We start from the raw sequence: 13,272 nt of genomic DNA on the forward strand, positions 1-13,272 counted from the left end.
AAAAAAATCCTAAATCAAATTGCAAATTTGATTTAGGATTTTTTATTAAAATCTGCGATCAATTTTATGGTAAAAAGTAAACCTGATGATATCACGGTCATAAAAATCTACACCGCTTGTGCGTCTTTGAAAACTTTTTAAATAACCTAATTCTAAACCAATATTAGGATTAATGTGATAGCGAAGCGCAGCATAAAAACGATTTTGATCAAATGTATTTCGTTTGTTATCTTTTCCGTAATTCAATAAAATTTCATCAGAAATTGTTGCTTTTAGACTCTGTTTTTCCTTTTTCCAAAGATCAAAAGTAGATTGTAATCTATAACGGAACCGGAATGCAAAGGAGAAATCGTCAAGTAATTCTGTTCGTGTTGCTTTTTGTGTAAAACGTTCTTCGATCTGAAATCGATTATGAAAAGTAATTTTTGCAATATCGTTTATAAAAGTAATATCTTGTTGTGTGCGATATTCGGGAATCGAAAAGTCAGGATCAATATTTGGATCCTGTGTGTTTACGTTAAAGTATGCAAAACCGCTGCCCAAATCGATAGTTTCAGTGGCTCGGTATCGGCCTTGTACTCGTATAACAAATAGATTTTGATGAACTGGATTTACAAAACTGCGATTATCAAATTCAGAATGCAAAGCCCATTTTTCGCTTAAAGGAAGAATATTATAATACCGAATCCAGGTCAGTGTCTGCTGATCTGTTTTCTTTATATTCTGCGCCGATAAAAAAGGACTTATAAGCCCTAAAATAAATAGTAATTTGAAAATCTTCATCTATTCGATTGAGGCTGCGAATATATACAAGAAGGATTAATTTAATGTAGAATAAAATTTGTTTTTAAAAGCTTTTTGTGATTTTGGACATAAAAAAACGAGATGTAAATACTTTACATCTCGTTTTCTGTTTCTTTTTATTCGAATGTATTATTTGTTAAATAATTCTTCTGCATTTACATTTTGGCGTTGCGCTTCTGCTGCCATTTGCCATTCATGCTTTTTGAATCCAAATTTTGAACCAATTACATTCCCCGGAAAAGTACTAAGCCTATTATTATAATCAGTAATAGATGCACTTAAATAGCGACGGCCGGCGGCTATTTGTTCTTCAGATTCAGTCCATGAATATTGCAAATTCAAAAATTGAGTATTTGCTCTTAAATCAGGATAATTTTCTACTTGCAGCATGATTTGTTTCATCATTTGACTGGCTTCACTATCTGCTTTATATTCAGTTGTATCCGCTTTTAATTGACGTAATTGTGTAATTTTTTCTAATACGTCTTTTTCGTAATTTGTATATTGTTTTACAATTGTTACAAGATTAGGTATAAGCTCAGTTCGTTTTATAAATAAAGCATCTAAAGACGAGAATGCATTTTGAATTTGATTACTTCGTACATTTAGTGAGTTGTAAACAGAAATTATAAATATGATTATGGCAATTACAACGATGCCTAAAATTATTGCTGTCATAATGTAAATGTTTTTAATTAGCTTGTTGTTTCCAAATATTGATATTCAGTTTTAGATCATCAATAATTGAAAATTGTTTGTATAAATCTTCATAAAAGGAAACAAGTAATTCTGGATTTAATTTGGTAGTTACTCCAGTTTCAAATTTGTTTATTCGATTATTGTTTGCCGCAATTATTTTATTGTTTATAAAAAAGAAGAAAAGACTTCCTTTTGCTTTATGTGCAATATCTTTAATGTTCTGCATAGTGGCTGGTGTTAAAATATAGCGTGCTTCTACCTGATCATTAGCATATACATCAAACATTTTTGCAAACTCTGGATCTTCCAGCATTATCTTAGCAGAAGGCTTCACTATATTAGAAGAAAAAGAATTACCAATAATAAATTCTGAAATTCCGGCCTTTGGAGAAATTACAATTTGTGTACTAAATGTTTTATTGAATTTGGCCATAAAAAATTGTCCGGAAAAAACTTCTTCAGGCGATTCGTTTTGTAAACGAAAAGTTGGTGTATGGCTCATATACAAGTCACAATATTGAAATGGAACCCCATTATAGCTGCCAAGTATTTGATCATTTCCTGTAACATCATAATTTTTATCTCTAAATATATCTAGTTCGTGTAATTCTCTTGCTCCAATATAGCCATGCTCTACATATTGAAAAGACGGATTGATAAAAGCAATCATTTTCTTGAAAATCTGCTCTTTAAATGAAGTGTAATTTTCTCCTGAATCTCCAATCTGCTTATATCTTTTCTTCATAATTGGTATGTATACCAGATAAATTATGGCACAAAGTATTCCAAATACTATAAAAATAGAACTTGTATAAGAAGAAGCATTTTCTGGATTGTTGGCAAGATCGGCTGCTTTTGTATAATTGAAGAACATGAATCCGCCAACTACCAAAACACAAAAAATTATTCCAATGATATAAAGGTTCAATCCTTTTTTTCGGCTTTTTTCAAGGTTTTCCAGTTCAGGAGCCAATTCAGCATCAGCATACTTCTTAAATTCAGGAATTGTTTTTAAGGGAACAGATTCGATAGTTTCAATAACCTTATCACTATTAAGATTTTCTTTTAGATTGTTTACATGATCAATATTTACACCGCTCAATAAAACCTTAAAGTCCGGTTCTATACCTGGAGGTACAGGTAAATTGTAGACTTCATTTTGTATTGAAAAACAAACGAAATTTATAGGATACAGCCTGACTCTGATTTTGCCTAACGGTAATGTTATCTTGTAATCAACAAATTGTGTTATTGAAGCAGCTTTTTTTCCTGCGTTTAAATCATTAAAAAGCTTTTCTATTAATAAATGACGATTATTAAGTGTTTTTATTTTTTTAAATATTGAAAATCCAAATGCAATAAGAATGATAGGTATGATCAATTTGTAATAAATAGGAGTACTTGTTGTACTTTCATTTCCACTGAAGCGAGACAGGAAAACATTAGATAAAACACTTATAACCACAATGCCGATTACTGCATAAAGAGCGAAAGCATAATAGGTTAATTTTTTATCACGATTATGTTCTCGTAAAAGGATTTCTTGTATGTTGTTATTGTTCATTGTATTTTTAAATTATGCAATTATTTATCTTTTAATACAGTAAAAAATCTAGTATATAGCTGTTGGAAAAAGAGGGACTATAAGCCCCTCTAAAAAATAATCATGTAAAAAGAAATATAAGAACTACTTTAATGGATAAGTATTCCAAATGCTCTTTTTACTGCTTAGCATTTCTAATATCACGGTTGCAAAGTCTATAGGGCTGCCTCCGTACATAAATGCACGGCCAGTCATAAATGAAGCAGCATACTCAGACCAGTTATTATATCTTTCTTTTGCCATTTTTCTGGCAGTTTCCAAATATTGTAAACAAGTTTGCTGGTCTATATATCCGGCAGCATAACAATATCTTGCTACAGAACCTATACGCTCAATATCCCATGAATCAATGTCAGTTGGATTTCCGTCTTCATCAATGTTTAATTTTAGAGCGGGAGCCAGTGCCTGTTCATATTCTTTGATGTCATCTTCAGTATCTTCGTCAATTTCTGCATCTTCTCCTCTGTGACCTTCATCTTTCAGCCATTCCAATATTTCAACTGCATCTTCATGATCTGTAATATTCCAGGCATTTTCAAGCATTTCTTTTAAATCACTTTTATAACCGTTGATTTCAAATGTAGCTGTAGGATGCTGGTGCAATATTATAGAACCAATAGAAAGAAGTTCTTTTTTGTCATCAGGTACAGGTTCAATGTTTTCGAAATCGTCATCGTCATCATCGTCATCACCACCGCCAAATAATCCTGAAAAATTATTCATTAGCTGAGTAAAGCTTGAATTAGCTTCAGCGTTGCTGTTTATTTGTTCATTACCAGCAAGATAATTGAATTTAGGACATAACGCCGGATTACTGTAATATTGCATATATGTGCCCATATCCTGCAAGGCAGCAAATTGATATTTAGTACATACTTCTGTCCACTGTTCAGAAGTGATATTTAGGGCTTTAAGTACAGCATCAGTATCAATTGACTGAGTTGTCAAAGCACCAATTGCGGCTGCATATTCTGGTAGGCTTACGCCATGAACTGTATTGCTCATTTTATTTGTGTGTAAATATTAAAGGATTATTTCCAGTCTTTTTCTAATTTCGTATCCCATTTTACCTGAAATGGACTTTTTGTATCTTTTTTTAATTCAGAAATAAATCCTTGACGTTCAGCGTATTTTGATGAGCTGTCTTTAGGATCTTCGTTACTCCAGTATAAATAGCCATACATGTAGCTTCTGTTGTATTCATCCCATGATTTAAAAGTTTTTTGAATACGTTTTGAAACTTCTAATGCTTTGTCTAAAGCTGTATTTTCATCATTAAAACCAGCTACATAAAAACTAGTTAACAAGAAGTTAGCTCTGCCAAGATCCCATCCTAAAATAGCATTATAGCCAAGATCAGTATAAGCATCATATAATAATTGTAAATGAATTTTTTGCTCAGGATCTGTAATAGCAGCTAGTTTAGTTTCAAACTCTTGTTTACTCATCTTATCAATACCAAGTTCTTTTACTTGGTCAACAAATTCTTTGCTGTGCATTCCATTTTTAGATGTAAGTTCCTGAACTTGTTTCATTCCTGAATTTAAATCAGATATTGACCAGTATTGCTGCAGCATTTGTTTTATAGGTTCTTTCATGCTGCTGTCCTGACCGCCAACTAAATTGTAGTCTCCTTGATTCTGCATAGTCATAATAGCATAAGTACCATTTATAAAACGTGTAGTTTCACTTGCTGTATCAGCAGTGTTTCCTTTTTTGCATCCGGTTAATAAAAAGCATGTTGTTAATACAAGAGTTGCACTTAGGTTAAAAAACTGTTTTACTTTGTTCATTTTGTTCATTTTAATGTTTAATAATTGGTTTTAAAAAATTATCTTTTAAGTATTTTATCTTTTTCAATTTTAAATTCTATTTGTTCAAAAGAAAATATGCCTGTCTATGAAATTGCAAAATTTTCGTTATTGAATGAATTATGCAGTAGGTATTTGTAAACCGTTTTTTAGAAGTTCTAAAAAAACATCAGGGCTTGTTATCTGCGAATAAAAAATCACAAACATTTCATCACCGCTTTTGTTGAATGCTACAATATTACCATCATGAGTAATAGAAGCAGTCTGCATATCAGTAAAGAAAAAGTCTTTATTATTGATCATTACTTTTGTCTTGGATACGAGTATATTTTTATTGTATTTGCTTAATCTTGAAAGTGGGTCATGAACCATTTGATTCATAGTTGGATTATTGTCTGATGATGTTTTAAAAATAATATCGTTTCCGTTGTCCTGCTGTTGAATTAAAATTGGCGTACGTTGTTTTTGATAAAGATTTTTAAAATTCTGTATTAATTCCATATAATTTTTCACCTGCGGATCAATAATGTGCCACTCATCATCATCATTTTTTTGAAAGCCAAGATGTAATAAAGACATTTTGCCGCTGTAAAAGCTTACTTCGTTTTTGATATCCCTAATAAGGATTTGTTTTCTTTCTTTGGTTTTTCGATTGATAACTGTAATATCTGTTTCTGAAAGTTCAAAACTTTCTTTTGGGAGTATTTTGCGTGATAGTACAAAAAAGAAAATACCGCCAATTAGGAAAAGAAAAAGGCTTTTTTTTGACTCATTTGCTAATTCTGGCATTTGTTCAGAATACTTAAATAAAATGAAAAAACAACCAGCACCAATTGTCAGGCATAATATAGCAGCAGCCATTAATAAATTGCTGTTTAATGAACTAGAGTTATATGTCTTTTTCATGATGTTTATTTGTGGTAGAAGTTTAACAAGAAGTGTGAAATGATTTAATGTTTTTTCCAGTAAACTATTATTGTGATTATTATAGAAATAATAAGACCAGTGAAGAACCATATTTTAGGACTTGGAAGTTTTGTCTTATATTCCTCTATGTAAGAAGTTGGCATAGTATGATCATCACTACTATATCCGCAGCTGTTGCATACCGTTACACCTGAGCGGGATAAAGGTATCATAGGAATAAACCAAATATGATAGTATTTTTGATAATACTGAATTTGAGTAGTATTGTTTTTCCCGCATCCTGTACAGGTTATATTGTTTGTCTGCTCTTTTTTTGTTTTTACTGTTCGTGTTCCGTAAACAATCATGATGTTTTTTTATAGTTATTAATCAAGAATTTATTTCTTTTTAAATAATTGATTTTTAGTGAATTGTGTAAATGCTGTAAAACGAGAGCAAATTTATTATGTAGAATTTTCCTAAAATGCCCCTAAAAGTTTAAAGTATAATAAAATAGGGTATTTTTTGGGAGGGGTGTAAGTATTGTTTAATGGGAGATTTTTATAATAAAAAAACCTAAATCAAATGGAGAGTTTGATTTAGGTTTTTGGAGAACAAAAAAAACGGGATATGCTTTACACATATCCCGTTGATTTAGTTTTTAGCTTTTATTTTGTATGTTTATAAGCTGTATTTCAATGTAATTCCGTAAGTTCTTTGGTCTCCCAATACACCAGCATATTGTCCTGCGTTACCACCTGCAGGCAATAATTGTTCGTAGTAATCTTTGTTTAAAAGGTTACGACCCCAGAAGTGAACAGACAAACCTTGTGATGCGCGGAAACCTAAGCGGGCATTAAAAATTGCATAACCCTGAACGACTAAATATTTTGAAGCCGAAGGGCTTGATGAAAATTCAGAACGTGCATAAGAATCAACAGCTAAGAAAACTTTTCCTGCGTTTCCAAAAAATCTTGCATTATCAGAAAGCTCACCGCCTAATGATCCTGCCCATCTTGAAGCACCCGGAAGATTAGTTCCTGAAACATCTTTGAAAGATACTGGAGCTCCTGTTTCTTCTAATGGCAGCGGTGCATTTGTAAATTTCACATAAGTACCATCAGTATAAGTTACAGCACCGTTTATTGTTAAGTTTGGACTTATAACAAAACTTCCGTCTACTTCTACACCTTGTACACGTACTTTATCAGCATTGGCGAGATAACCACGGTTTACACCCAATTCAGCTGCCTGAACGTTAGTTTGAAAATCTTTAATATCGGTTTTAAATAATGCAATATTGAAAATTGAGTTTCTAAAAGGAGAAGTTTTTACTCCCACTTCATAATGGTATACTTTCTCAGGCTTAATTACAGCAAGATCAAGTAACGGCTGACCAGCAGAGTTAGTTGGAAGTCCGGCAACATTTACACCAACTGGTTTGTAGCTTTTTGCAAAAGTTCCGTAAGCATTGATTTTGTCTGAAGCTTTAAAAGTAACTGTAATGTTTCCAGAAAAGTCAGTATTGTCAGTACTTGAATCAAAAGCCTGATCAGAATAAACCAGTTTTTTCAAAGCCAATAACTGTGGATCTGTTGTTTGTAAACCTCCGTATGTTGTACGTGCGTAATGCGCATCTTTTTTATCAAAATTATATCTTAAACCAGGTAAAATGTGTAAACGATCTGTAATTGCCCAGTCAATTTGTCCAAATACAGCAGCACTCGATGCTCTGATTCTTGCATCAGTTTTAATTCCATATCCTTCAAAAAGCCCCGGTGTTTTCCATAAGTTACTTGTTGTGCTTTGAGAAAATCTCCATTGTGCATTTCCAGATTCTTCAGTTCCATCAGTCTGTGATGTCTGGTCAATAAAAAATACTCCGGCAACACCGCTTATTTTAGAAGTAATCTGTCCTGCGTAACGAACCTCTTGTGTAATTTGTGTTTGTCTTGTAGGGTTTTGAGATTTAGCCAAAACTTGTAATCCTGTAAAATCTCGGTCATTTGACGGATCCCAGTTCCAAAAACGCCATGCTGTAGTAGAAGTAAGAGTTCCGCCTCCAATTTTTGTATCAACATTTAAAGAGAAACCTCCCATGTCCTGATTAGAACGCCAAGGTGTATCCTGATCAATTTTACGGTCAAAAGCATTTAAACTTGGTAATTGATAATTTAAATCGGCAATAATGGCGTCAAACTGGCGGTAAGCTGCTCTTTGTGTTGGAGCAACACCAGCTACAACCTGAGCATATCCGTCTGGGCGCTGCGTTGTAATATCAGCAGCAAAAATAACATTTGTATTTACAGTTGGAGTCCAAAGCAATTGTCCTCTAATTCCCTGATTATTTAAGGTGTTTGTAGATCTTCCAGTTGCAATATTGTCAACTAAACCGTCACGTGAAGTCCCTGAAAACGATAATCTACCTGCCACTTTTTTACCTAGAGCACCTGTAACAGAAGCTTTAGCCTGTAAGAAAGAATAATTTCCATAGCTAACCTCAAAATCAGCACCAGAAGTAAAACTTGGTTTGCGGGTAGTAATATTGAAAGCTCCCGAAGTTGTATTTTTTCCAAATAAAGAACCTTGAGGGCCGCGTAAAACCTCGATTTGTTCTACATCAATAAAATCTAGAGTAGTGGCAGCCGGACGAGCATAGTAAACACCATCAACATAAAAACCAACACCCGGATCGATTCCGTCGTTTGTTAACCCGAAAGGCGAACCTAAGCTTCGAATATTAATACCTGTATTTCTTGGGTTTGAAGAATAAAGCTGTACAGAAGGAACTAATTCTTTAATACGGTTTACATTAAAAGCTCCGGTTTGTTCTGCTTGTTTTCCTGTAATTACAGAAATAGCGATTGGCACATCCTGAACTTTTTCGATTCTTCTTCTTGAAGAAACGACAACTTCAATAAGTTCGTTTTCTTCTTTAAGTGCAACCTGAAGCGGATTTGCTGGAATTGCTGTAAGTTCGATTTCAGCAGTTGTATATCCTACATACTGAATTAAAAGAGTTAATGGAAGTCTTCCTTTAGAATCGATTATAAATTTACCGCTGTTATCAGTAACAGCACTATTTGTAGTTCCTTTAACTACTACGTTTACAGCTTCTAAAGGAACATTTTCACTTGTTGTAACTATACCTTCAATATTTTGAGCGAATGAGATAGAGAAGGTTAAAAAGAATAATATTGTAAAGATATTTTGTATTGATGTTTTCATTTTTATATTAAGTATATGTGATTAGTAGAATTTAAAATAAATTTTTTTTAAATCAACATATACACATCATAGATGAATTTCTTTTTACAGAAGCAGAAAGCTTTGTTTGGTTATTTTGCAAAAGTTTTGTGACACCTGATGAACTAAAATGTACTTTCATGTTAAAAATTTTGTAAATGGTTAGTTAAATATTTTATGCAAATATAAATATTAATTCTATCGATTTACTAGGAATTAGAAAATATTTTTTTATTTTTTTACTAATGAGGCGATTGTGATGCCTTCCATTGCCTTTAAAGTTTTGTCTCTAATAAGCATTAAACCGTGACGCAGACTGCATTCAGACTCGGTTTTGCAATCAGAACAAGGCTCGTAAAAATTTAAAGAAGCACATGGCAAAAGTGCAATTGCACCGTCAAATAATCGGTGAATTTCTGCCAGAGTGATGTCATTTTTGGATTTTATCAAATAGTATCCGCCAAATTTTCCCTGCTTACTGCTTACAAAACGTCCTCGTTTTAGATCTAATAGAATCTGTTCTAAAAACTTTTTAGGAATATTAGCGCCATCAGCAATTTCCACAGTTCTGGAAATGTGATTTTCGTCTTGTTCTGCTAAATAAAGTAAGGCCTTAAGGGCGTATTTTGCTTTATGTGATAACATCTATATTGAATTGTAATTTGTAAAAGTATGAAATTATTAATTATTGTTAACTGAAAACTGTGACTGAAAACTTTTTTCTTTTCTACCAGCTTCCTCCAGAACCTCCTCCAGAGAATCCGCCTCCGCCAAATCCACCGCCGAAGCCTCCGCCTCCGCCAGATGATCCGCCTCCAAAACCTCCAAATCCACCGCCGCTGCTTCTGCCAAGACTGCTTAAAAGAATTACATCCATCAGGCTTGGGCCTCCGCCATTGCTGCCAGAATTTCCTCCACCGCCTCTTTTGCCTCTTGAAAGTAAAATTAAAACAATTACAACAATAACAATAAAGGGCAGTATTGGGAAATCGTTTCCTTTAGACTGTTTGCGTTCACCTTTATATTTTCCTTTAAAGACATCAAAAAGTGCATCCGCACCTTTATCAAGTCCGCGGTAATAACTTCCTGCTTTAAATTCAGGGATAATAATATTTCTGGTAATTTCGCCGCCAATTCCTGCCGTCAAACGATCTTCTAAACCATAACCAGGAGAAATCCAGATTCTTCTTTCGGCTTTAGCCAATAAAATTAATACACCATTATCTTCTTTAGCCTGTCCAATTCCCCATTCCTGCGCCCATTTTGGTGTCAGGATTCCAATATCTTCGCCTTTAAGGCTTTCGATGGTAATAACAACAATTTGAGTTGAGGTTGAATCTGAGTAACGAATTAATTTTTCTTCTAATTGTGTTTTTTCAGAAGCACTTAAAACGTTGGCATAATCGTAAACAGAAGTTTGAAAATCAGGTTTTTTTGGAATATCAAATTGTGCAAAAATAGTATTGCAGATAAAAAACGCGATAAACAAAAAACTAAACTGAAAAATTCTATTGGAATTTGAGATTGTATTTTTGGAATTTTTCATTATTTATCCTTTAGAGATTTCGTTAGATAATTCGTTTATATCGTCTTCCTGAGATGGGAAATATTTTTTAAGCTGTTCACCGGCATTCAAAATACCGTCTACAATTCCTTGTTTAAAATTGCCGGCTTTAAAATGATTTGTCATAATGTCTTTTGTGCAATGCCAAAAGTCATCAGCAACAAGATCATTAATTCCTTTATCGCCGCAAATCACGAAGTTTTTATCTTCAACTGCAAAATAGAGCAGTACGCCATTCTGCAATTTAGTTTCATTCATTCGTAATTCATGAAAAACTTCTAAAGCTCTGTCGAAATGGACTTTAGAAGTTGTTTTTTCTATATGTACTCTAATTTCGCCAGAAGTGTTATTTTCGGCCATGCGAATAGCTTCAACAATTTCGTGTTCTTCTTCTTTGGTTAAAAAATCTTCTACTTTTGACATGGAAATTATTTTAGAGTTTAGATTGTAGATTTTAGATTGCAGATTAAATCTGAAATCTAAAATCGCTAATCAAAAATATTAAATCTTTAGAATTTTACTTCAACTGGCTTGTCTGCTCCTGTAGAAGCTTCGAAGTATGGTTTTTCTTTATACTCGCTCAAGAACCAGTTATTAGGAATTTTTAAAACATATCCGTTGTAAACTTGTACAGCTTCGTTAAAACGAGTTCTAGCTGTTAAAATCTGATTTTCTGTACTTGCCAGTTCATCCTGTAATTTTAGGAAGTTTTCATTAGCTTTTAAAGTTGGGTATTGCTCAACAGAAACTAATAATCTAGATAATGAAGAACTTACACCGCTTTGTGCCTGGTTAAATTGTGCTAATTGCTCTGGAGTTACATTGCTTGGATCAATTGTTACAGATGTAGCTTTTGCACGAGCTTCGATTACCGCTGTTAAAGTTGATTTTTCAAAATCAGCAGCACCTTTTACTGTGTTTACTAAATTTCCAATAAGGTCATTACGTCTTTGGTAAGCCGTTTGTACGTTACCCCATTCTTTATTTACAGCCTGACTGTGTTGTAAAGCAGTATTTTTAATTCCAATCGACCAAAATGCGATGATAGCGATAAATGCTACAATAATTCCAACAGGGATTAACCACTTTTTCATATTTGTTTAATTTAAGTTTATTTCTATTTTTAATTACAATTCGTTTTTGATGTCGTTCAGTTGCGTTTTTATCGACTCTAATTTACGTATTATTTCGAATTTATCTAACGTTTTCTTCTGACCTTCTTTTAAATGCGTTTTGGCTCCTTCAAGTGTAAAACCTCTTTCTTTTACCAAGTGATAAATCAATTGAAGATTGGTTATATCTTCCGGAGTAAACATTCTGTTGCCTTTGGCGTTCTTTTTAGGTTTCAGGATATCAAATTCGCTGTCCCAAAATCGTATCAAGGATGCATTGACATTAAAGGCTTTGGCTACTTCGCCAATGCTGTAATATCTTTTATCTTTTGAAAGCTCAATATGCATGTTTTTTTATTTCTAATTTATTTCAAAAATAATACTTTTTGCAGTATTAATCTAATGACTGATTTTCCTGATTTGCCATTTGCGAAATTGCGACGTATTCTGCTGCCGAAATATTGCCGTAATAGAAGTTCAGCGGGTTTACGACTTTTCCATCTTTATGTACTTCGTAATGACAATGTGGCCCTTCAGATCTTCCTGTACTTCCTACATAACCTATAACGTCGCCTCTTTTGACTTTTTGTCCGGGTCTGCAGTTGTATTTGCTTAAATGCGCATACAAACTTTCATATCCAAAACCGTGCCTGATCACAACATGGTTTCCAAAGCCCGAAGCAGTGTCATCTGCTCTTGCCACAACGCCGTCACCAGTGGCATAAACCGGAGCTCCGGTGTTGGCAGTAAAATCCATTCCGTTGTGCATTTTTCTCACTTTTGTAAAAGGATCAATTCTGTATCCAAAACCAGAAGCAACACGTTTTAAATTTTCATTCTGAACAGGCTGAATTGCCGGAATCGCCAATAATAAACTTTCTTTTGCTCCGGCTAATTTCAATATTTCATCTAATGATTTAGATTGAATTGCTAATTCTTTTGAAAGTTTATCTACTCTTTTTGTGGTATTTAAAACCAGCTGAGAGTTGTTGTAACCTTCTAATGCTTTATATTTTTCAGGATTTCTAAAACCCGCTTTTCTAATAGAATCGGGAATTTCTGCTTTATTAAAATAAACCCGGTAAATATTATTATCTCGTTCTTCCAGGGCATCTGCTGCAGCGTCGATTTCGTCCAGTTTTTTATTCAAAATCGAATATTGAAGTTTTAAATTTTCAATTTCACGTGCCTGAAGCCGATCTTTTGGAGTTTCAAAGTAAGGTGTGTTAATTAAAAGTACAAAAACTAAAAAGCCAAACAATGCCGAAGCTACTAAAAACAGTAATGCGTAACCAATTTTTATTCTTTTTCTGGTTTTTATTTTCGTATAAGCCAGATTTTCTGAGTCGTAATAATATTTTACTTTCGCCATATTTTAAAATACGCTATTTTTGCAGCTTGTAAAATAACTTAGACGAACAAAATGGCTAAATGCTGCAGTTATTCGGGGACTTTTTTACAAGAACAAAATAATTTGATAATTTGGGGGGAATTACATAAATTATATAATGCGCAAAATAGGCAATT

Annotated in this window: 14 protein-coding genes; all 14 read right to left on the reverse strand. The window is 33.3% G+C overall.

Translation table 11 applies throughout. From position 1 onward, the window contains the following. Positions 1–45: 45 nt before the first annotated feature. Positions 46–783, reverse strand: a complete 738-nt coding sequence (locus tag FJOH_RS09770) for a DUF2490 domain-containing protein (RefSeq protein ID WP_012023957.1) — start codon at positions 781–783, stop codon at positions 46–48. A 150-nt stretch (positions 784–933) separates the two neighbouring features. Next, entirely contained in the window at positions 934–1,482 is a 549-nt protein-coding gene (locus tag FJOH_RS09775; RefSeq protein WP_012023958.1) for a LemA family protein, read from the reverse strand. Between the two features lie 13 nt (positions 1,483–1,495). After that, on the reverse strand, positions 1,496–3,067 hold the full coding sequence (locus FJOH_RS09780) for a DUF3137 domain-containing protein (protein ID WP_012023959.1): 1,572 nt from the start codon (positions 3,065–3,067) through the stop codon (positions 1,496–1,498). A gap of 123 nt (positions 3,068–3,190) precedes the next feature. Then, positions 3,191–4,111 (reverse strand): DUF1266 domain-containing protein, encoded by a 921-nt coding sequence (locus tag FJOH_RS09785; protein ID WP_012023960.1) that lies wholly within the window; start codon positions 4,109–4,111, stop codon positions 3,191–3,193. Between the two features lie 26 nt (positions 4,112–4,137). Continuing rightward, positions 4,138–4,899 (reverse strand): DUF1266 domain-containing protein, encoded by a 762-nt coding sequence (locus tag FJOH_RS09790; RefSeq protein ID WP_159436629.1) that lies wholly within the window; start codon positions 4,897–4,899, stop codon positions 4,138–4,140. Between the two features lie 138 nt (positions 4,900–5,037). After that, entirely contained in the window at positions 5,038–5,823 is a 786-nt protein-coding gene (locus FJOH_RS09795; RefSeq protein WP_123875664.1) for a hypothetical protein, read from the reverse strand. A gap of 44 nt (positions 5,824–5,867) precedes the next feature. Beyond that, positions 5,868–6,191: a zinc-ribbon domain-containing protein gene (locus FJOH_RS09800; protein ID WP_044047632.1), complete on the reverse strand. Its 324-nt coding sequence runs from the start codon at positions 6,189–6,191 to the stop codon at positions 5,868–5,870. Positions 6,192–6,504: 313 nt separating this feature from the next. Then, complete coding sequence (locus tag FJOH_RS09805) at positions 6,505–9,051, reverse strand: TonB-dependent receptor (protein ID WP_012023963.1); 2,547 nt, start codon at positions 9,049–9,051, stop codon at positions 6,505–6,507. A gap of 249 nt (positions 9,052–9,300) precedes the next feature. Next, positions 9,301–9,714, reverse strand: a complete 414-nt coding sequence (locus FJOH_RS09810; protein WP_012023964.1) for an RrF2 family transcriptional regulator — start codon at positions 9,712–9,714, stop codon at positions 9,301–9,303. An 82-nt stretch (positions 9,715–9,796) separates the two neighbouring features. Next, positions 9,797–10,615 carry a TPM domain-containing protein gene (locus FJOH_RS09815; RefSeq protein ID WP_012023965.1) on the reverse strand — a complete coding sequence of 273 codons (819 nt, stop codon included), beginning with the start codon at positions 10,613–10,615 and terminating at the stop codon, positions 9,797–9,799. A 3-nt stretch (positions 10,616–10,618) separates the two neighbouring features. Continuing rightward, complete coding sequence (locus FJOH_RS09820; protein ID WP_012023966.1) at positions 10,619–11,056, reverse strand: TPM domain-containing protein; 438 nt, start codon at positions 11,054–11,056, stop codon at positions 10,619–10,621. 86 nt (positions 11,057–11,142) lie between these two features. Further along, positions 11,143–11,727 carry a LemA family protein gene (locus tag FJOH_RS09825; RefSeq protein ID WP_012023967.1) on the reverse strand — a complete coding sequence of 195 codons (585 nt, stop codon included), beginning with the start codon at positions 11,725–11,727 and terminating at the stop codon, positions 11,143–11,145. A 33-nt stretch (positions 11,728–11,760) separates the two neighbouring features. Further along, entirely contained in the window at positions 11,761–12,093 is a 333-nt protein-coding gene (locus FJOH_RS09830; protein WP_012023968.1) for a MerR family transcriptional regulator, read from the reverse strand. Positions 12,094–12,139: 46 nt separating this feature from the next. After that, positions 12,140–13,117, reverse strand: a complete 978-nt coding sequence (locus tag FJOH_RS09835; RefSeq protein WP_012023969.1) for a peptidoglycan DD-metalloendopeptidase family protein — start codon at positions 13,115–13,117, stop codon at positions 12,140–12,142. Positions 13,118–13,272: the final 155 nt, after the last annotated feature.

Origin of the sequence: Flavobacterium johnsoniae UW101, assembly GCF_000016645.1 — a bacterium.
Classification (GTDB): domain Bacteria; phylum Bacteroidota; class Bacteroidia; order Flavobacteriales; family Flavobacteriaceae; genus Flavobacterium; species Flavobacterium johnsoniae.